Raw genomic sequence first — 19639 nt, forward strand, 5'->3', positions numbered from 1 at the left:
TTACCCCAGGGGCTTTCTCAGCAACGGGATTGACGGATTCACCGCGAGTGACACTGGCGAGGTGCGGCCGATCTCCGGCTACGCGGCGTCGGGACGCTGGTCATGGCCAATGCGCGCGACGCCAGACGGCCAATTCCTTGTCGTCGCCAGCATTCGTCCCAAGCGTATGTATGCATACCGCATCGGTAGCAAGGGACACCTGATCTCGTCGAGCCCGGCGCGGGCGCTCCCGCGCGGGCCGATCGATCTCACATTCGCCCCGGACAGCCGTCATGGTTACATCACCCTCGGCTACCTGCGGAATGCCGCGATCCAGAACTTCACCCTCAGCGACGAGGGCGTCCTCGACCTCGTAGGATCGCCGATCCCGCTCGGAGAGCGCAAAGACAGCCTCAGTACCGCTCGCGTCTCGGCCGACGGAAAGCAGCTTTACCTCGCGAGCTACCTCCGCGGCGAGGTACTGCGGCTACCGATCGCACCCGACGGGACAGTCGACCATGTCGCCCAGCGGATCGCGACCGGAAAGTCGCCGCTCAATCCCACTGTGACCCGTGACGGTCGGTTCGTTTACGTGAGCAACGAGATGGCCCACTCGGTGAGCGGGTACAGAGTGGCCGAGGACGGATCGCTGAGTGAGGTTCCCGGCTCGCCGTTCCCCTCTGGGCGATGGCCTCACGTGAGTGCGATCACGCCCGACTCGCGCCACGTGTATGTTCCCAACCTCGGAAGCACCTTCTTCAGCTGCTACGAGGTGCAAGAAGACGGAAGTCTTCGGGAATTCGCGCAAGTCGACTTCGGCGACGCAAAGCCTGAGGCCGCTGCCGTATCACCGTCCGGCAACGCACTCTGGGTATTCGGCAACGACGGATCACGTCGCGGTACTCGCACCGTGCTACGCCGTTACGCGATCGAGGAAGACGGTTCTCTCACCGGCAACCTGTCCCTGCCGCTCGAGCTCAAAGCGGCCAGCGGTCACTCCGTCGTGATCGCTGCTGCCCGTGCGGAATGACTCGTCGGCCGTGGGGCCAGCGCCTTAACCGTTCGAAGCGATGTCCAATCCACCTGAAAGCACGAATTCACGATGCAGCCTGGCCTGGTTGAGTGCAGAGAAGAGATTGAACCCGCGTAGATTCTCCCATCCCGCCGTCCAGCTGAGCTGCGAAGCGACCTCGTAGACCGTTGCAGTGGGATGCTCGCGCAACACTTCGGATGTCTCGCGGGCGCGTCGGAGGTGGTGCTTCCCGAGTTGATCCAGACGCGGGGCGAGTTCAGTGAAATGGTGCTCATGACCCGGTGCGATCGAGAATCCGTCGAACTCACGCACCCGCTCGAGCGATGTGAGATAGTCCGCGATCGGGCTCGTGTCCGTCTCGCCGCCCAGCCCGAGCCCCGGAAAGATCACCGGAAGCACATGATCGCCGGTGAACAAGAGCCGATCGCTCCGGTCCACCACGCAGGCGTGTCCTGGTGTGTGACCCGGAGTCCACGCTGCATGCAGATCGCGGCCGGCGAGCGGCAGGCGGTCACCGTCGTTCAGGCGCAGGTCGACCGGCCAGGGACGCAGCGGCGGGCGGAAGGACAAGACCCTGTCGATCTCTTGCCGGTCGTCTTCGGGGATTCCCCAGTCGTCCATAGGCGTATGCTGCCATCCCGCTTGAGCGAGTGATTGAAGCGCGTCGATTTCGCGGCCGAGACCCATGACGGCGGCACCGCTCACCTCGTGCATGCGATGAGCCATGCCCCGATGGTCATCATGCAGGTGGGTGCTGAAAACCCAACCGACCTGGTCGACAGACAGCCCGAGCCACCCGAGCGAATCGACAAGGGTGCGCCAATTCGCCTCCGTGTCGAGGCCGGGATCGATCAGCAGCAGCTCGTCGTCACCTTGTATCACGTAGCAGAACGAGTAAGGGTTGTACGGATCGGGGAGCTCAAGCGCAATGGACCAGACGCCATCGGCCAACTCCTTGAGTGCTTCGGGCCTGTCTGTCTCAGCGCGCATCTTTCGTCTTCCCTGCCTTGTTGGTCCCTCTGTGATCATGCGAAGCAGGACGACGTCCTGCCATATTCGCTCGTCACATATGTCTGCCGCCGGTGACTTCAAGGACAGCACCGGTGACGTAGCTGGACATGTCGCTGGCAAGAAAGGTCACGGCCTGTGCGACCTCTTCCGCTTCGCCCATCCGGCCAAGTGCGATCTCTTTGAGCCGCGCCTCTTTGATGTCCTCGCGCATGTCCTCGGTCATGGGCGTGCGGATGAGACCCGGCATCACCGCGTTCACGCGAACGTTCGCGAATCCGACCTCCTTGGCGGCAGCTTTCGTGAGCCCGACGATTCCGGCCTTGGCAGCGCTGTAGTTCGTCTGACCGAGAAGACCGACCTTGCCGGAAATCGACGAGATGTTGACGATCGACCCGCCGCGCTCCTGTTCGCGCATCACGTCCGAGGCAGCGCGAGTGCCAAGCCAGGTGCCTCGGAGATGAACAGCGATCACCTGGTCGAACATCTCTTCGGTCATCTTGCGCATGGTGGCGTCGCGGGTGACGCCAGCGTTGTTGACCCACACATCGATCGCTCCGAAGACGCGTTTCGCCGTATCCGCGAGGCGCGCGACCGCTTCGCCGTCGGCGACATTCGTGCTCACCCCGATTGCGCGGGAGCCGATGCCGAGGCGTTCCGCCGCTTCTGCAGCAGCGGCGCCGTTGAGGTCGGCGATGACGACGGCGGCGCCTTCTGCGGCGAAGGCTCGGGCGATCGCAAAGCCGATCCCCTGGGCCGAGCCGGTCACGACGGCGGTGCGCCCATCAAGCAATGCCATGAGTGTCTCCTTGGGTACGAGGTGGAGTGGGGTGGTCAGGCGGCGAGGATGCCGCGAGCGCGGAGATCAGCGAGCTGCTCCATCGTCGTCCCGAGCACCGACCGAAGGACATCGTCGGTGTTCGCGCCGAGAATTGGCGCGGCCTGCGCGTCAGCAGTCGGCGATCCGTCGAAGGTGAGCGGGATGCGCGGAGCGAGCACTCGCCCCACTCCGGGCTGGTCGATCTCGGTCATCATCGGGTTGGCGGTCGAGCACTGCGGGTCAGTGCGGACGAGCTCTTCGAACGTCTGGAACGTGCCCTGCAGTACGCCGGCCGTTGCCAGGCGTGTGGCGGCGTCGGCCGCGGATTGGGTCGCGAACCAGGGGCGCAGTACAGCATCGATCGCGTCGCGTGCGTGGTAGCGACCGCCTTCGGTGCTCAGATCGACGTCGAGGAGGGACCCGATCATGGCGAGTTTCTCAGTCAGTCCCGTCGCCTCGCCGAGTGATTTCCAGTGCCGGTTCGAGATGACGGCGACCATTATCTCGCGGTCGTCGGATGTGCGAAAGCTCTGCCCATAGGCTCCATAGAGACCATTTCCGAGGGGCCCGCGCGTGGAGCCGTTTGTCTGCACCTCGGCGATGTAACCGAGGTTGCCGACGGTCGCGAGCATGACGTCGGACAATGCCACGTTCACCTCCTGACCTGCACCGGATGCGCGGCGCTCAAGCTCGGCGGCCAACACGCCGTTGGCGATGTACAGTCCGGCGGTGACGTCCCATGCCGGTAGGGCGTGGTTGACAGGGCGCTCGTCGAAACCGGTGATGCTCGGGAATCCGCTGGCCGCGTTGACCGTATAGTCGACCGCGGCCCCACCGTCGTAGGTTCCACTCAGTCGCAGCATGATGAGGTCCGGCCGATGCCGGACGAGGTTGTCATAGCTGAGCCAGCCACGTGCTGGAAGATTAGTGATGAGGATGCCGGCGGAAGCGATGAGTTCGGTTGCGATTGCCTGCCCGAGCGGACTCTTCAGATCGAGCGTCACCGAGCGCTTGCCCTTGTTCAGGCTCGCCCAGTAGATGCTGCGCCCTGCGTCGGTGACCGGCCATCGGGTGTAGTCGATGTTGCCGCCGATCGGGTCGATACGAATGACGTCAGCCCCGAGCTGGGCGAGGGTCATCCCACCGAGCGGGGCGGCCACGAATGCGGAGATCTCAATGACGCGCACCCCGCTGAGCGGCGCGGGCCGAGCGCTTTCGGACATCCTCACACCACCTCGAACAGCGCGGCCATTCCTTGGCCTCCGCCGATGCACATGGTCTCCAGCCCGATGCCTCCGCCACGTCGATGCAGTTCGTGAACGAGGCTGGTCATGATGCGCGCGCCGGTCGCGCCCACGGGATGCCCGAGCGAGATTCCGGATCCGTTCACGTTCAGAATGTCCGTGTTCTCGAAGTCCCAGCCTCGAAGCACCCCCAGAGCCTGTGCGGCGAACGCCTCGTTGAGTTCGACGAGGTCGATGTCGCTCCAGGATCGGCCGGACCGGCGAAACAGTTTCTCGACTGCGGGAACTGGACCGAGACCCATCTCTGCCGGCTCGCACCCGACGGCTGTCCACGCCTCAAGGAAGGCGATCGGCTCGAGACCGTACTGGTCGAGTTTGTCCTCAGCGACGACGAGGCATGCTGCCGCGGCGTCATTCTGCTGACTGGCGTTGCCCGCTGTAGTCACTCCGTCTTTCATGAGCGGGCGGAGCCCCGCGAGAGTTTCGACGGTCGTCTCAGGGCGCACGCCCTCGTCGTGGTCAAAGACGATCGGATCACCCTTGCGCTGAGGTACATGTACCGGCACGACCTCCTCGCTGAAGGCACCGCGTTCCCAGGCCGCTGCGGCACGCTGGTGGCTGCGCGCAGCGAACGCATCCGCCTCCTCGCGAGTGATTCCGTAGCGCTTTGCCACGTTCTCGGCAGTCTCGATCATCCCGGAGATGTAACCGAAACGTTCTACGGGCTGGGAGCGCTCACGACCCCGATCGAGGCGGTCGTACGTCGTGACGTTTCCTGAACGGGAACCCCACCTCATGTCGGTGCTGTAGTACTCGATGTTGCTCATACTTTCCACGCCGCCGGCGATGACGACGTCGGCAGCACCCGTCTGCACCATCATGGCGGCGGTTGCGATCGCTTGCAGACCGCCACCGCATCGGCGGTCCAGCTGCATGCCGGCGGTGTGGATCGGCAGGCCGGCTTTGAGCGCCACCCACCGTCCGACGCACGGGGTTTCGCTGTTCGCATACGACTGGGCGAAGACCACGTCTTCAATGGCATCGGTCTCGATGCCCGATCGGGCGATGACCTCATTCACGACGGCGGCGCCCAGGTCTTCCACGGGCACCGGGCGAAGAGTCTTGCCGAACACGCCGACGGCGGTGCGCACGGGTGCGATGATGGCGGCTCTGCTCATGGGTTTCTCCTGATCAGGTACTGATTTCAGTGGTAGCGAATACGGGCGGCCACGGCGGTCTGCCCCTCGGGCGCGATGACGGCGAGTTCCTCGGCATTCTGGCCATCGCTCCGCCCGACGATGTGCAGGCGCTCGCGGGCGAAAACGGGTGTACGCGCTGTGAATTCGAAATGCGTGATCGTGGCGCCAGGGCGGCGGTCGAGAAACGAGGAGACGAGCATGGTCGCGGACAGCGGTCCGTGCACGACCAGACCGGGGTAGCCTTCGACATCGCTGGCATACGGCAGGTCGTAGTGGATGCGGTGCGAATTGAACGTGAGCGCCGAGAATCGAAAGAGAATGATCTCGTCGGGGGTCGCCGTGCTCGTCCAGTCCCAGCCGTCAGGCGCGTCAGTGGCTTCGCGCGGCGGCTGGGGGCCGGTCGGCATCGCGGTGGCGCGTTCGACGGGCTCACGATAGACGACCGTCTGTCGTTCGGTGATCGCTGGTCGGCCGCCTGCATCGATGTCGTGGCGAAGCACCACGAAGCAGAGTCGTCCTGAGGAGCCAGTCTTGGGAGTGATCGATTCGATCGTCGACGTCTTGCGCAGCCGCTGGCCGGGCATAATCGGCGCGTGGTACTCGATGGTGCTGCCAGCCCACATTCGACGGGGCAGGTCCAGCGGCGGCATGAAGCCACCAAGACGCGGATGCCCGTCGGCGCCGAGTTCGCTCTCGGCGGCCGTCGGTGTGAACTGCATCCAATGCCCGGTCGGGAAGAGGGGAGTGGCGTCGAGGTGCTCTGCTGCGATCGGCCGATCGAGCAGGGCGGCCAGTTGTGCGACGGATGACCGAGAGGCGACATCATCCACAACCTCGGTCCGTCCGACCCATGTGCCGTAGTCTGCGGCGGGAGCCCCTGTCATTCGTGTCATCTCCTTCGGCATCACCACAACCTTATACAATCTTATACAATATTGTCTGTAGTCATCTCTGAGCGAAGGGTTCGTAGTGGCCGGTTACGAGAAGTACAACGCGTTGGATGTGATCGGTCCCGACGACCAGGGGATCGTCACGATCCAGCTTGTCGGCCCGGGTCTCCATGCGATCGGAGCGGATGCCCATCGGGAACTCGTGCAGATCTGGCTGGATGTCGCCGCCGACGATCGCGTGCGCGCCGTATTGATTCGCGGAGAGGGTGAGCAGGCCTACTCGTCCGGGGGAAGCTTCGATGTCGTCGAAGAAATCACTGCGACGTGGGAGGCGCGACAGCGCGTCATGCGTGAGGCGCGCGAGCTCGTCCGAAACCTCATCGAATGCCCAGTGCCGGTTATTGCTGCGGTGAACGGTCCCGCCTCCGGCGCAGGGCTCGTGACGGTCGCGTTGGCCGACATCACGGTCGCCGGACGTAACGCGAAGATCGTCGATGGCCACGTGCGCCTGGGAGTCGCCGCCGGCGACCATGCTGCGCTCGCCTGGCCGATGCTCACCTCGATGGCGAAAGTCAAGTACTACCTGCTGACAAATGAGATCCTCCGAGGAGAAGAGGCCGAGCGCATCGGCATGGTTTCGGTGTGCGTCGACGACGACCAGGTCCAGCAGACGGCCCGGGCGATCGCTGAGCGTGTCGCCGGTGGTTCTCGCTCGGCGATCGCTGCCACCAAGTACGCGTTGAATAACTGGTACCGGCAGAACTTCCCGCTGCTCGACGCGTCGCTGGCGCACGAGTTCCTCGGTTTCAGTGGTCCCGACGTGGTGGAGGGCGTGGCCTCGCACCGCGAGAAGCGCTCGCCCAACTTTCAATGAACGGGACGGGATCGGGCGGACCGCTCGCTGGTGTAACCGTCGTTTCGATCGAACAGGCGATCTCGGGACCCCTGGCCACGCGTCATCTCGCGGAACTGGGCGCAAGGGTCATCAAGATCGAGTCGCCAATGGGGGACTCGACGCGCACATACGACAAGAACGTGCACGGCATGTCTTCCCATTTCGTGTGGCTCAACCGTGGCAAAGAATCCGTGGTGCTCGATCTGAGGGACGACGCGGACCGTGCGACGTTCACAGGTCTGTTGGATCGCGCAGACGTGTTCCTCACGAACATGGCGCCTGGGGCATTGGAACGGCTCGGGTTTCCGCCGGAACGGCTGCGCGACGATCGTCCTCGACTGATCGTGGTCCATATCTCCGGATTCGGGGAAGGCGGCCCGATCTCGCACCGGCGTGCCTACGACCTGCTCGTGCAGGCGGAAGGCGGGATCTGTTCACTGACGGGTGCTCCCGGGTTCCCCGTGAAGCCTGGCGTTCCGAGCGTTGACATCGGCACAGCGTTGTACGCGTTCGCGTCGATCACAACCGCGCTCTATGCCAGGGAACGGTCGGGAGAGGGAACGTTCATTCCGCTTGCCATGTTCGACGTTGCCGCGGAGACAACAGGATTTGCTCTCAACCAGGTGATACATACCGGCATCCAGCCCGATCCCGTCCCGATGGGAACGCCCCTCATTGCGCCATATGGTGCGTATCGGACGGCGGACGGGCAGACCGTGGTGCTCGGCGCGACGTCGGATCGCGAATGGATCAAGCTCGCCGGTGATCTCATGGGGGACCCCGAATTCCGCGACGATCCTCGCTTCGCTGACAATGCGTCTCGGATCGACCATCGCCGCGAGCTTGACTCCCACATTGCCGAATGGACGTCGCTACGCACTCTCGCCGAAGTCCAGGACGAAGCGGATGCGGCGCAACTCGGCAATGCGCGACTGAACTCGGTGACGGAGCTCTCACGCCATCCTCAGCTCTCGGAGCGAGGTCGCTGGCACACGTCCCTGGTGAACGGTTTCGAGGTGCCCGCGCTGAAGGCGCCCTTCGTCGGCGGCAGCTGGGGATCGTCATCGTCGTCCCGCGTTCCGGGTCTGGGCGAGGACACTGAACGCATCCGCAACGAAATCTGACCATGCGGTCGTCGGCACATTGGCGACGAAAATGGATAATATAATCCATTAACCGTCGGCAGGAGCCGCCGCGGTGTTCGGGGAGGCAGGCGTGATGCGAAGACGACAGCTGAGTGACGAGGTCGCCGCATATCTTCGCCAATCGATCATGGCCGGGCAGTTCGCGCCAGGTGATTCGGTGAAGGCCGAGGCCGTTGGCGACGCCCTCGATGTGTCTGCGACACCCGTACGCGAAGCGCTCCACGCCCTCAGAGTCGAAGGCTTCCTCGAGCTGGTACCGCGACGTGGTTTCACGGTTGCTCCGCTGGTGGCCGACGACATCCGCGACATCTTCGAAGCACATGCGCTGATCGCCGGCGAACTCGTCGCACGCGCCACGGTGCGTGCGAATGAGGAGCAGGTGCGCGGGTTGGAGAATATCCATTCGCAACTGCTCGTGGCGGCAGCAGGCGGCCAGAACGAGATGCTGGAGAACCTGAACCACGAGTTCCACCGCGACCTCTACCTTCTTGCCGGCTCTGAACGGCTCCGTTGGGCGCTGGGAAACTTCGTGAAGTACGTGCCGAGTGCCTTCTACTCAGAGATCGACGGTTGGCCAGAGATCACTGTGGCCGATCACACGAGGATCATGGAGGCTCTGCGACGCAGGGACGCCGAGGCGGGGCGGGCCGCGATGGCCGAACATATCCGGAATTCGGGCGAAACGCTGGCTGAATACTTCGAGCGCCGACAGGTGCGCGCCTAGAAGGCCCGCGTCGTTCAGTCGACCGCAAATGTTATATAATGTAGGAGTTGTCGTTTGAGCGACGTTCACCACGGGCAAAGGAGCATCGGGTGCCTACAATTGTCGAAAAGTTGGCCGAATTCGCAACGTCCACTACTGCGGAATCGCTGCCGCCGGAAGTTGTAAGAGAGTCCAAGCGCATTCTTCTGGACTCTTTCGGATGCGCGGTCGCGTCGGTGGGGGAGGCTGGCGCAGAACGCGCGATTTCCTATGCGCAGACACTTGGCGGTAGCGCCGGCGATGCGTCGATCATCGGAACAGGAGTTCGGACCAGTGCTCCCGCCGCCGCCTTCGCCAACGCGGAGCTGATCAACGCGCTTGATCAGGATGCAGTACTCCCCCCGGGTCACGTGACCCCGTATGTGCTCCCCGGTGCGTTGGCAACTGCAGAAGCTCTTCACGCACCGGGATCACGTCTGCTCAAGGCGATTGCGGTGTCCCACGAGATGTCGTTCCGAATCGGCAAAGCGACGGACTACCTCCGGGACATCAAGGACGGCGTGGTGACGATCCCGATGGTCATCGGATACAGCAGCACGCTGTTCGGCGGCGCCGCGGCCGTCGGAATCGTCAAGCAACTGTCCGCAGACACCATGGCTGACGCGCTGGGCATCATGGGATCGACAATGCCGACGAACACGCAGCGAGCGTGGATGATGCACGCGCCCGCGACGTCGATCAAATACCAGCTCGCCGGAGGCATGGCGCTCTCGGCAGTCACAGCAGCCAATCTTGCGGAATTGGGCCATTCCGGAGACTGTCAGATCCTCGACGATCGAGAGTACGGTTTTCCGCAGTTCATCGGAACCAAGCGTTGGGAGCCGGCCCCGATCACTGACGAGCTGGGAACTGCCTGGCGGTTCACCCCGTACCAGTCGTTCAAGCCGTACCCCCACTGCCGAGTGATGCACGCCATCTTCGACGAGCTCATCGACATCGTCGAGGACAACGATCTGCGGCCCGACGAGATCGAATCCATCGACGCATGGGGCGAGAGCTTCGTGATGCAGCCCACCTGGACCAACGAAACGATTCGCGACGCTCGGGATGCCGAGTTCAGCATGACTCACGGCCTGGCGATGGCAGCGAGCCGGGTTGCGCCTGGGCGCGACTGGCTGACGGACGATGCGGTGCACAACCCAGCAGTACTCGCGCTGATGGCGCGATCGGCATTTCATCCGCACCCGGACCACGCGGCGGCGCTTGCGGCCGACCCGGCATCGCGCCGTTCGCGAGTCGAGGTGCGCGCGCGTGGTCAGGTCTGGTCTGGCGAGCGGAACTATCCGAAGGGAAGTCCTTCGGCAGAGGCGTGGAGTTATATGACCGACGACGAGTTGATCGCGAAGTTCCGCCACAACGTCGAGGGAGTGCTGGCAGACGCTGACGGCGATGCCTTGATCGACTCGGTCTTCCACCTCGAAGACGTCGACGACGTCTCTGAGCTTCTCCGAATCGCCCAGCCCCATGCCGTCGCGCGCTCATAGCTTCGATTTCGCTCATCGCAACCCGGGAGTTTCCTTGACTGACGAGAACACACACAATCCGACTGACCTGTACATCGGCGGGAGGCTGCAGGCGGCGCACTCCACGGCCCGGATCCCGCTCGTCAATCCGGCGACGGAGGAGCCGATCGGTTCGATCGTCGATGGCGATGAGGTCGACGTCGATGTAGCCGTGCGAGCCGCAGGGACGGCAGCCGACGGATGGGCCGCACTCGCGCCCGCGGAGCGTGCACAGTACCTGCTCAAGCTTGCCGATGCGCTCGAAGAACGCGCCGAAGAGCTCTCCCAGCTCGTCACGCTGCAGAACGGCACCCCTATTAATGTGACGCGCGCCCACCACAGCGCTGTTCCACGCGAGTATCGATATTTCGCGTCGCTGGCAGATCGCGTGATCCCGGAGGAATTGATCACGACAGCGGGGGGAGACGCGCTGGTGCGTCGTCTGCCGATAGGGGTGGTCGCCATTATCGCGCCGTGGAACGGGCCCCAGGCCCTCGTGGGTCGGAAGCTCGCGCCTGCGCTTCTCGCGGGATGTACCGTCGTGATTAAACCGGCCGCCGAGACGTCGCTGGACGCGTACGTACTCCTGGAGGCGGTTGCAGCTGCGGGAATCCCCGACGGAGTGGTCAACCTCGTCACCGGTGGCCGTGAGACCGGGGCTGCTCTGGTCGCTCATCGCGGGGTACGAAAGGTCGCCTTCACGGGATCCACGCGTGCCGGTGTGGCGATCGGTGAGGAATGTGCGCGCCAATTCAAGCGCGTAACGCTCGAGCTTGGCGGAAAGTCAGCGGGCATCTTGCTCGACGATGTCGATCTCGAGGCATTCCGTCCCTGGATCTTCGGCGCGTGTCTTCCCCAGTCGGGCCAGGTCTGCCGGGCGCTCACCCGCATTCTCGCTCCGGCGGCACGATACGAGGAGATCGTTTCGTTCATCGCCGACGCTCTGTCGTCAGCGACCATCGGAGACCCCACTCAGACCACCACTCTCTTCGGACCGCTTGTGAACGCGACGCAGTATGAGCGCGTGACCTCCTACATCAGAATCGGCCTCGACGAGGGTGCCAAACTCGTCATCGGCGGGGCCGAGCGGCCGGAGGGTCTGGATCGGGGCTACTACGTTTCGCCGACCCTGCTGCGCGACGTGACGAACGACATGCGCGTCAACCAGGAGGAGATCTTCGGTCCGGTCCTGACGATCATGCCGTACGAGACCGTCGACGAGGCCGTCGCCATCGCCAACGACTCCGAATACGGACTGAGCGGAGGCGTGTTCTCCACCGACCGCGAGCGCGCAACTGCGGTGGCGCGGCGAATTGAAGCAGGAAGCATCGGGGTCAACACCTCGGCGATGCCGATGGAGGCGCCGTTCGGCGGCTTCAAGAAGAGTGGGATCGGCCGAGAGATGGGTCCGAACGCGGCAGACGCATACCTCGAATATCAGACGATCTACCGCGCGAGATGACGGCCGCCGAATGACTCAGTCGGACTCATACCCATCCGTCGAAGAGGCTATTGCCCGACTGGTCGTGGACCTGACCTACGAGAACATATCGGCTGAAGCCCTCGGCAGTGTGCGTCGGTTGCTCGAGGACCAGCTCGCGCTGCAGGTGGGCTGTGTCCCATTGCCGTGGAACCAGGCGGTTCTCAATCTGACGCGCGCATCTCACGCACCGGGGCGTTCGCACATAACGATGGCCGGATTCGACACCTTCAGCGCGGCCGACGCCGCCTTCGTGAATGCAACGTACGGCCACAGCTTCGAATACGACGACGCGCATGAGGCAAGCTATTCGCATCCCGGGAGTTGTGTCGTTTCGGCGGCCATCGCATTGGGCGAGGAGCTCGAAGTGAGCATGCGGGAAGTCATCACCGGACTTGTGGCGGGCTATGAGGTCTATGCGCGAATCGGTATCCTCATCGGCCCCGAGATGCTCAAGCGGGGGTACCACCCGCACGCACAGCTTTCCAACTTCGGCGCAGCCGCCGTTGCCGCGAAGATGCGAGGACTGAGTTTCGAGCAGACGCTCAATGCGCTATCGATCGCGATGAGTCATGCTTCTGGCACCACGGAATACACCTCTGGCGGTGGCTCAGTGAAGCGATTGCACTCCGGGATCGGATCGCGAAACGGGATCAATTCAGCCACGATGGCCGCCGCAGGGATCACCGGTCCGCCAGGCTTCCTGACGGGGTCGAAGGGCTGGGCGTCGACTTTCATTCAGCAGACCATCCCGGCCTCTGCCGCCGAATTGTTCGGTCTCGACAGGACGTTCGAGATCATGAACGTTTGTTTCAAGTCGTATTGTTGCTGTTTTCTCAATCACGCCTATATCGACGGCGCACAGGAGCTTCACGGTCGCACGGACGACATCGAATCGGTGGTGTTGCGAATTCAGCCTGGCAACGATGTGGTCGTCGGAAACCGCAACGAGAATGCCTACGCCCCGAAGACGCTGGACCATCTCCAGTACAGCCTGCCGTTTCAATTCTCCCTGGCGCTGGCGGGATACGGCAACGGATTCACTACCCATCACCGCTATTTCGACGGCATGCTCGACATCGGCCCAGGAAGCGATGTGGCTGTCCTCGCCGAGAAGACCATCATCGTGCCCGCCCCAGAACTCGATGAACGGTACCCGGGCAAGTGGGTAGCCGATATCGAGGTCCATCACGCGACCGGTGGCATCGAGCACGTGTTCGTTGACGGGCCGGGTGGAACTGCAGACAAACCTGTCAGCCAGGAGCAACTCGATGAGAAGTACAGAGACCTGACCCTGGCGCCGCTCGGCGCGGACGGAAGCGCCGCCCTCCTGGTCGCGATCAAGACGCTGGACCCTGATCAAACGGTTGGGCGGTTCGCCTCCCTCCTCCAGGCATGATGAGTAGGACTCCACCAGCCGGATGAGAGACGGCAGCGTTTCACTCGAGCCTGGCCCGCGCCTCGACTTTCACGGCTCGCGAAGTGTTCGCAAGTCCTGTGACAGACGACGAACCGAACGATCCGCGTTCGTCGAACAAAGTGGCGCTTCCCGCAGAGATTCCCGCGTCGGAGTCGAATTGGATGGCGCTCAGCCCGATTCCCGGTCCCTCGGGCAGCCGGGAGAACGCCATCGAGACGTTGGCATTGATGAATTCGATGCCATGCGAGCCCCAGTGCACGACCAGGCTGGTCAAGTCGGCTGCGGACGCAAGCGACTGGAATGGTGTGGGCTCTTCCCCGCGCACCATGGTGCGATGTCGCTGCCAGACGAATTTGTGAGCTGAGTTCACGTGCTCCGCAGCGGAGCGAGTCCAGCCGTCATCGCTGCGGTAGAGCCGACCCTCCGCGTCCGACTGGGCGCGTGAATCTGGCGGGATGATCGGACCCTGTGAGTGCCAGAGTCGGCCGGTCGGTTCGTCAGTCGCGGCGACGAAGGTGATGTGCGCCCGCGCGACCTGCTGGTCGGCTTGCAGCAGGTATGCGTCGACAAGGCAGAGTCGGCGTCCGCGGCGGACCACGGCAACATCGGTCATGGTCGGCACCATGCGAGCAGGTCGGAACAGCTCGAACGTCGCGTGCGCGGGGCGCAACGCGTCGTCGGATACGGCATGCTCCGCTGCACGAGCGAGCGCGCCCGTGACGGCGGGCCCGCGCATCATGGTGGGATCCCACCCGCTGAATGCGGCCGGCTGCGGGTCGAGCACATCGTCGTGAATCGTGAAGAACTCCGCGAGCACCGTCATCACCTCTTCATTGATTACTGCATCATATATTCGATAAGATTACGATGTCGTATGCAGTCGTCGATTGACTGCCGAAAGGACGGACAAAGTGGTCTGGGAACGCAGCAGTGAACGCCTCTTCATCGGGGGACAGTGGGTGAAGCCTACCGGCAGCGAACGAATCGAAATCGTCAATCCGAACACCGAACGGGCGTTTGCGGAGGTGCCCTCCGGCTCGGAAGCGGACATCGACCGAGCCGTGGCTGCGGCGCGCTCTGCGTTCGACAATGGGCCGTGGCCGCGAATGAGTCTCGAGGATCGTTCCGCAGTGTTCGAGCGACTCAGCGCACTGATCGGCGAGCATCGCAACGAGATCGCCGATCTCGTGACCGATGAGATGGGATGCCCGATCACGCTGTCCCTGGGCATGCAGGCGACCACCCCCAAGCTGCTCGTCGACAACTTCCTCGCGATGTCGAAGGACTACCCGTGGCGCACCGTGCGGGAGTCGACGACGGGTCGAGCATTGGTCTTGCGCGAGCCGGTCGGAGTGGTCGCTGCCGTCATTCCGTGGAATAACCCCATGGTGATCGCGCTGATGAAGCTCACGCCAGCACTGCTGGCCGGGTCGACTGCAGTCCTCAAGCCCGCGCCAGAGACTCCACTCGACTCGAATCTGCTGGCGGAACTCATGAAACAGGCCGGCCTTCCAGACGGGGTTGTGAACATCGTGCCGGCGGGTCGCGAGGTCAGTGAATACTTGGTGACACACGCCGGAGTGGACAAGGTGGCCTTCACCGGATCGACAGCTGCAGGTCGTCGTGTCGCAGAGCTGTGCACCCCGTTGATGAAGCGTGTCACCCTTGAGCTGGGAGGCAAATCGGCGGCGGTGATCCTGGAGGACGCTGACTTCGGCGCGGTTGCCGAATCACTGCGAATCGGGTCGTTCCGTAACAGCGGACAGGTCTGCAGCCTCAAGACGCGACTGGTGGTTCCGCGGTCTCGCCAGGCGGAGTTCATCGACGCCTTCACGGCAATGGTGGACACGATGCCGGTTGGCGACCCCAAGGATCCTGCGACACAGATCGGGCCGATGGTCAGCGCGCGCCAGCGTGATCGTGTGGAGGGCTACATTCAGTCCGGTCGTGCAGAGGGTGCCAAGGTCGTGCGCGGGGGCGGTCGTCCCGCTGGGCTGACCAACGGCTGGTTCGTGGAGCCGACGATCTTCACCGAGGTCGAGTCTGGAATGAAGATCGCCCAGGAGGAGATCTTCGGCCCAGTTGTCACGGTGATCGCCTATGACGACGAAGACGACGCGATTCGTATCGCGAATGACTCTGTCTACGGACTCAACGGATCCATCTTCACTGCAGATCCGGCGCACGGCGTTCAGCTCGCCTCGCGAATCCGCACCGGCACAGTCGAGGTGAATGGCAGCCCGGTGGGCTTCACCGCCCCGATCGGCGGCTTCAAGTCGAGCGGGTTCGGGCGAGAGGCGGGGCCAGAAGGATTCGATGCGTACGTCGAACTCAAGACCGTCGGCTTGCCTCGTGATCTGGAACTCGCCGGCTGAGTCCGACGCCGAACCCGAGATGGGGGCTGGGTGCGACATTTCATCGCACCGCAGCCCCCATCGGCTTGGGGTACTGTTCCTCTACCAGCGGCCATTCATTCGGTATTGGGCGCGTACGGCAGCGTCAGGTCGACGTGCATTTTCATGTATTATATTGTTTATAGGCCACACGGAATCAGCTCGGTGAGGTCGCAGGTTGGCGAACAGTGGAGTTCGGGCGGACGGTCCCTGAGCGGGAGCGCGCTCACGATGACGGGGCGAGAATGCAGCACAGACCATTAGAAGGCATCCGGATCCTCGAGATCGGCGGATACATTTCGTTGCCACTGGGGACATCACTGCTGTGTGCCCTGGGTGCTGAAGTCGTCAAAGTTGAAAAGCCGGAGACGGGCGACGACTTCCGCCGGCACATGAACGACAAAAGTCCTTACTTTCGCCAGTACAACACGGGCAAGCTGAGCCTGTCGGTAGACCTCAAGTCGCCGGAGGGGGTCGAAGTCGTAAAAGCCCTCGTTCCGCACTACGACGTCGTGCTTGAGAACCTGCGGCCGGGAAAACTCGCTGCGATGGGCCTCGGAGCCGAAGAGTGCCGGGCCTTGCGGCCCGACATCATCTATGGCTCGGTGAGCGGCTTCGGCACGACCGGCCCGCTGGCGAACCGTCCGGCGTATGACACGATCGGCCATGCTTACGGCGGCCTGTATTCGCTCTGGGGAGAGAAGGGGCAACCCCAATTGGCTGGCGGCCTCAGCGCCGATCTCCTCACGGGCCTGACCACCGCCACGGGGGTGCTGGCAGCCCTCGTCGGTCGTCTCCGGACTGGTGAGCCGCAACAGCTGGAGACCTCCATCCTCGAGGCAGTGAGCGTGCTCACGACCGACGCAATCACTCAATCGTTCGAGCTCGGCGAGGCGCCGACGCGCACGAGCCGGCATCCGCAGGCGCAGAACTTCTGCATCAAAGCGTCAGATGGGCAGTACCTGGCCATTCATCTGTCGTCGTCGCAGAAGTTCTGGCAGGCGCTCTGCCGCGCCCTCGAACGACCCGACTTGGCCGAAGACTCACGATTTGCGGAGTACCGCCCCCGTGAGGCCAACTACTTTGAACTCGTGCCCCTGATCAGCGACGCATTTGCCACGCGAGCCTATAGCCACTGGGAACAGGTTCTCAGCCGCGAGGATGTTCCGTTTGCCCCAGTGCTGTCGATCACTGACTTCACGGCGAACGAGCAGGTCGCTCATCTCGGGCTGGTTCAGCGCGAGGAGGACGGCCTCGAACTGGTGCGACCGCCGTGGATCTTCGACGGGCAGCGGCCTGATCGCCGGGGACGGGCCCCCAGGGTGGGTGCGGATACCCGCGCAGTGCTGGGCGAGGTTCTCCCGTCCGAGCAGGTGGAGGATCTGATCGCCCGGGGTGTCGTCTTCGCCGACGAGCTCTAGTCCAGTCCGCCATACGAAGCAACTCTCAGCAAAAGGATGGGCGATCCCCGGTCATCGGGGATCGCCCATCCTGTGAGTCAGCTCTCGAGGAGGCCTTAGCTCAGCTCTCGAGGAGGTCGACGATGCTGCCCGCCTTGGTGACAATGTCGATCGGCTCGTCCGTCGACCTGTCGAAGATCTTCTCCCAGTTGGCTTGCACGTCTTCGGGCGTCGCTTCCGGGTTGGCGTAGCCCTCGTTCAGGCCCAGGCCGAAGCGCTGCATCAGACCACCCTGTGAGAGCCACGTCTCACCCGTGACCGGGCAGTCCTCGTGCGCGAAGAACGCAACCATCGGCGACACCATCTCGGTCGTCATGCTCGCCTTCAGTGTGTCCTTAAGAGAACGTGGGAGATCGGCCTCTTCGGCCATACGGGTGTAAGCGGTCGGCGCTATGGCGTTGACCTTGATGCCCACGCGGTCGGCCTCGATCGCAAGTGTGCGCGTGAAGGCGAAGACTGCGCCCTTCGAAGCGACATATGCGGTCTGGCTGTCGAAGCCGACAAGGGTTGGCGATGCCGTATTCACGATGCGGCCGGCACCGCTTTCGACGAGGTAGGGCCACGCGGCGGCGATGACGGCAGCGGAGCCGAAGAAGTTCACGTTCATCTGCAGCTTGATTTGCTCCATCACCGACGGCCCGTACGGCGAAAGCAGGTTGATGCCCGCGCTGTTGACGACGATGTCGAGGCGGCCAAACTCATCGATCGCTGTCTTCACGAGGGATTCGGCATCCGTCGTCACATCGTTGAAATCTGCCACAGCGCGACCCCCGGCAGCGCGGATCTCCGCTGCAACAGCCTCCGCGGGCTCGCGGCTCGAGCCGGAGCCGGAGGTCTTCCCGCCGAGATCGTTCACGACGACTGCGGCACCTCGTGAGGCGAGAAGCAACGCGTGAGAGCGCCCCAGGCCTCGGCCGGCGCCTGTCACCAGCGCTACCTTTCCATCAAAACGCAACATCTCTACTCGCCTTCGTTGAGCGAATGTCGATGGGCCGAGAGGCTCCATCGCACTCCAGTCTAATAATATAGAGTCCAGTATATATAGTACCGAGGCCTTGCGCCTCAGGGGCTTGATGGGTACGAAGGAGATCGCTGACTTGGTAAGAATCGCCGGGCAACGTGCGCTCGAACAGAGCATTGAGTCTGCGTGCTGACGAAGTGAACGGCAACGGTCCCCTGAGCGGGAAGGTCGTCATCGACCTCACGGTCGCGCTTGCCGGCCCATACGCGACCCTGATACTGGCTGGACTCGGCGCGCGCGTGATCAAGGTCGAGCAGCCCGGGACGGGAGACATGGCGCGTAAGAATGCGCCATACCTCACCTCTGAAGGGCTCAGACTCCACAGCAGCAATGCCGACGATATGTCGGTGTCGATGATGATCCGCGGGCGCGGCAAGGAGAGCGTCACGCTCGATCTCAAGTCGGCAGCGGGGCGTGAGGTCTTGTTCGACCTCGTGCGACGCGCGGACGTTCTCGTGCAGAATTTCAGCGCCGGCGTGGCCGAACGACTCGGCGTTGATTATTCGACCATTGCCGAGGTGAATCCGCGACTTGTCTATGTCTCGATCAGCGGGTTCGGAGAGGGTTCAGATCCCGGCCGGAAGGCGATGGATACGGTCATCCAAGGTCTGAGTGGCATCATGTTCACTTCGGGCAGCGAAAGCGATGGACCGATCAGGGTTGGTATCCCCATCGCCGATTTGACTGCGCCCCTGTTCGGTGTCATTGGAGCACTCGCCGCGATGCAGCACGCCGACCGCGCCGGGGAGGGGCAGCATGTGGATGTATCCATGCTCGGTGCGTTGACTTCATTGGTCGCGGCTGAGGGACTCGATGCAATGGACCGGCTCGGGATGCCGACTCGCACCGGGGACCACCTTCCGCGGCTCGCGCCCTTCGGAACATTCCAGACCAAAGGCGGATGGATCTCTATCTGTGCTCCGACGGATCAACAGGCTGGAGGTGTGCTCGCCGCGATCGGGCGACCCGAACTGGCACACGACAGGGATTTTGCGACCAGGGATGCCAGGGTGGCGAACTCGACACGTCTGCATGCCATCGTTGCAGGATGGGCGGCAGAGCAGGAGCTCTCTGGCGCGCTCGCGATCCTGGCTGAGAACGGCGTTCCTTCAGAAGTCGTGCGCGGGCCCCATGAGGCGATTCGCGATCCCGAGGTGCTTGCCAGAGACGAGATCGTCCCATTGGAGCATCCGGTCATCAACGACGTCGGCGGACTGCTCGGGCCTGGACTGCCGATCGTCTTCTCGCGCGGAACAGCCGGATTGAGACGGCCTGCTCCACCACTCGGAGCGCATACCGCTGACGTCCTTCGCGATTTCCTCAGCTTTTCGCCCGAGCGAATCAGCGCGCTTCGGGAGGCCGGCACGACCTGACCGACCGCACAGCA

At 63.3% G+C, this 19639-nt stretch carries 17 protein-coding genes; 10 read left to right on the plus strand and 7 right to left on the minus strand.

The annotated features are described in order from the left end of the window. Positions 1–166 precede the first annotated feature (166 nt). Positions 167–1009 carry a hypothetical protein gene (locus ACPPVQ_RS02040; protein ID WP_426518119.1) on the plus strand — a complete coding sequence of 281 codons (843 nt, stop codon included), beginning with the start codon at positions 167–169 and terminating at the stop codon, positions 1007–1009. Between the two features lie 24 nt (positions 1010–1033). Here the strand turns inward: ACPPVQ_RS02040 and ACPPVQ_RS02045 are convergent, their stop codons facing one another. The 5 genes from ACPPVQ_RS02045 to ACPPVQ_RS02065 are packed head-to-tail and all read right to left on the minus strand — an operon-like array spanning position 1034 to position 6167. After that, the gene (locus ACPPVQ_RS02045; RefSeq protein ID WP_426518121.1) at positions 1034–2104 is read right to left on the minus strand and encodes an MBL fold metallo-hydrolase; all 1071 of its coding nucleotides are present in this window, start codon (positions 2102–2104) and stop codon (positions 1034–1036) included. Continuing rightward, a complete protein-coding gene (fabG, locus tag ACPPVQ_RS02050) occupies positions 2076–2819 on the minus strand; it encodes a 3-oxoacyl-ACP reductase FabG (protein ID WP_426518123.1) in 744 nt (247 codons plus the stop codon). Before fabG ends, ACPPVQ_RS02045 begins: the two co-directional genes overlap by 29 nt. 35 nt (positions 2820–2854) lie before the next feature. Then, positions 2855–4063, minus strand: a complete 1209-nt coding sequence (locus ACPPVQ_RS02055) for a CoA transferase (protein ID WP_426518125.1) — start codon at positions 4061–4063, stop codon at positions 2855–2857. 2 nt (positions 4064–4065) lie between these two features. Beyond that, a complete protein-coding gene (locus ACPPVQ_RS02060; RefSeq protein WP_426518127.1) occupies positions 4066–5262 on the minus strand; it encodes an acetyl-CoA C-acetyltransferase in 1197 nt (398 codons plus the stop codon). A 26-nt stretch (positions 5263–5288) separates the two neighbouring features. Next, the gene (locus ACPPVQ_RS02065; RefSeq protein WP_426518129.1) at positions 5289–6167 is read right to left on the minus strand and encodes an FAS1-like dehydratase domain-containing protein; all 879 of its coding nucleotides are present in this window, start codon (positions 6165–6167) and stop codon (positions 5289–5291) included. An 85-nt stretch (positions 6168–6252) separates the two neighbouring features. On the opposite strand from ACPPVQ_RS02065, the gene ACPPVQ_RS02070 reads away from it, so the two are divergent. The 6 genes from ACPPVQ_RS02070 (at position 6253) to ACPPVQ_RS02095 (ending at position 13357) form a co-directional block, all read left to right on the plus strand. Further along, complete coding sequence (locus tag ACPPVQ_RS02070; protein ID WP_426518131.1) at positions 6253–7047, plus strand: enoyl-CoA hydratase/isomerase family protein; 795 nt, start codon at positions 6253–6255, stop codon at positions 7045–7047. Next, positions 7044–8192, plus strand: coding sequence for a CaiB/BaiF CoA transferase family protein (locus ACPPVQ_RS02075; protein WP_426518133.1), 1149 nt, complete (start codon positions 7044–7046; stop codon positions 8190–8192). Before ACPPVQ_RS02070 ends, ACPPVQ_RS02075 begins: the two co-directional genes overlap by 4 nt. A 94-nt stretch (positions 8193–8286) precedes the next feature. Then, complete coding sequence (locus ACPPVQ_RS02080) at positions 8287–8937, plus strand: GntR family transcriptional regulator (protein ID WP_426521367.1); 651 nt, start codon at positions 8287–8289, stop codon at positions 8935–8937. Positions 8938–8984: 47 nt separating this feature from the next. After that, the gene (locus ACPPVQ_RS02085; RefSeq protein WP_426518135.1) at positions 8985–10460 is read left to right on the plus strand and encodes an MmgE/PrpD family protein; all 1476 of its coding nucleotides are present in this window, start codon (positions 8985–8987) and stop codon (positions 10458–10460) included. A gap of 34 nt (positions 10461–10494) precedes the next feature. After that, positions 10495–11940 carry an aldehyde dehydrogenase gene (locus tag ACPPVQ_RS02090; RefSeq protein ID WP_426518137.1) on the plus strand — a complete coding sequence of 482 codons (1446 nt, stop codon included), beginning with the start codon at positions 10495–10497 and terminating at the stop codon, positions 11938–11940. A gap of 10 nt (positions 11941–11950) precedes the next feature. Then, positions 11951–13357: an MmgE/PrpD family protein gene (locus ACPPVQ_RS02095; RefSeq protein ID WP_426518139.1), complete on the plus strand. Its 1407-nt coding sequence runs from the start codon at positions 11951–11953 to the stop codon at positions 13355–13357. Positions 13358–13397: 40 nt separating this feature from the next. Here the strand turns inward: ACPPVQ_RS02095 and ACPPVQ_RS02100 are convergent, their stop codons facing one another. Further along, positions 13398–14201: an acyl-CoA thioesterase domain-containing protein gene (locus ACPPVQ_RS02100; protein ID WP_426518141.1), complete on the minus strand. Its 804-nt coding sequence runs from the start codon at positions 14199–14201 to the stop codon at positions 13398–13400. A gap of 88 nt (positions 14202–14289) precedes the next feature. Between ACPPVQ_RS02100 and ACPPVQ_RS02105 the strand changes: the two genes are divergently transcribed. Further along, positions 14290–15753: an aldehyde dehydrogenase gene (locus ACPPVQ_RS02105; RefSeq protein WP_426518143.1), complete on the plus strand. Its 1464-nt coding sequence runs from the start codon at positions 14290–14292 to the stop codon at positions 15751–15753. 263 nt (positions 15754–16016) lie between these two features. Next, positions 16017–17192, plus strand: coding sequence for a CaiB/BaiF CoA transferase family protein (locus ACPPVQ_RS02110; protein ID WP_426518145.1), 1176 nt, complete (start codon positions 16017–16019; stop codon positions 17190–17192). A gap of 100 nt (positions 17193–17292) precedes the next feature. Here the strand turns inward: ACPPVQ_RS02110 and ACPPVQ_RS02115 are convergent, their stop codons facing one another. Then, entirely contained in the window at positions 17293–18369 is a 1077-nt protein-coding gene (locus ACPPVQ_RS02115) for an SDR family NAD(P)-dependent oxidoreductase (RefSeq protein WP_426518147.1), read from the minus strand. Positions 18370–18389: 20 nt separating this feature from the next. Between ACPPVQ_RS02115 and ACPPVQ_RS02120 the strand changes: the two genes are divergently transcribed. Further along, entirely contained in the window at positions 18390–19625 is a 1236-nt protein-coding gene (locus ACPPVQ_RS02120; RefSeq protein WP_426521369.1) for a CaiB/BaiF CoA transferase family protein, read from the plus strand. Positions 19626–19639: the final 14 nt, after the last annotated feature.

The organism is Leifsonia sp. McL0618, from assembly GCF_049994905.1.
GTDB lineage: Bacteria > Actinomycetota > Actinomycetes > Actinomycetales > Microbacteriaceae > Diaminobutyricibacter.

Coding starts and splice junctions, on each gene's coding strand:
- ACPPVQ_RS02040 (WP_426518119.1), top strand. CDS start 167: ATGTATGCATACCGCATCGGTAGCAAGGGACACCTGATCTCGTCGAGC.
- fabG (WP_426518123.1), bottom strand. CDS start 2,819: ATGGCATTGCTTGATGGGCGCACCGCCGTCGTGACCGGCTCGGCCCAG.
- ACPPVQ_RS02055 (WP_426518125.1), bottom strand. CDS start 4,063: ATGTCCGAAAGCGCTCGGCCCGCGCCGCTCAGCGGGGTGCGCGTCATT.
- ACPPVQ_RS02060 (WP_426518127.1), bottom strand. CDS start 5,262: ATGAGCAGAGCCGCCATCATCGCACCCGTGCGCACCGCCGTCGGCGTG.
- ACPPVQ_RS02065 (WP_426518129.1), bottom strand. CDS start 6,167: ATGACAGGGGCTCCCGCCGCAGACTACGGCACATGGGTCGGACGGACC.
- ACPPVQ_RS02075 (WP_426518133.1), top strand. CDS start 7,044: ATGAACGGGACGGGATCGGGCGGACCGCTCGCTGGTGTAACCGTCGTT.
- ACPPVQ_RS02080 (WP_426521367.1), top strand. CDS start 8,287: ATGCGAAGACGACAGCTGAGTGACGAGGTCGCCGCATATCTTCGCCAA.
- ACPPVQ_RS02095 (WP_426518139.1), top strand. CDS start 11,951: ATGACTCAGTCGGACTCATACCCATCCGTCGAAGAGGCTATTGCCCGA.
- ACPPVQ_RS02100 (WP_426518141.1), bottom strand. CDS start 14,201: ATGACGGTGCTCGCGGAGTTCTTCACGATTCACGACGATGTGCTCGAC.
- ACPPVQ_RS02110 (WP_426518145.1), top strand. CDS start 16,017: ATGCAGCACAGACCATTAGAAGGCATCCGGATCCTCGAGATCGGCGGA.
- ACPPVQ_RS02115 (WP_426518147.1), bottom strand. CDS start 18,369: ATGCTCTGTTCGAGCGCACGTTGCCCGGCGATTCTTACCAAGTCAGCG.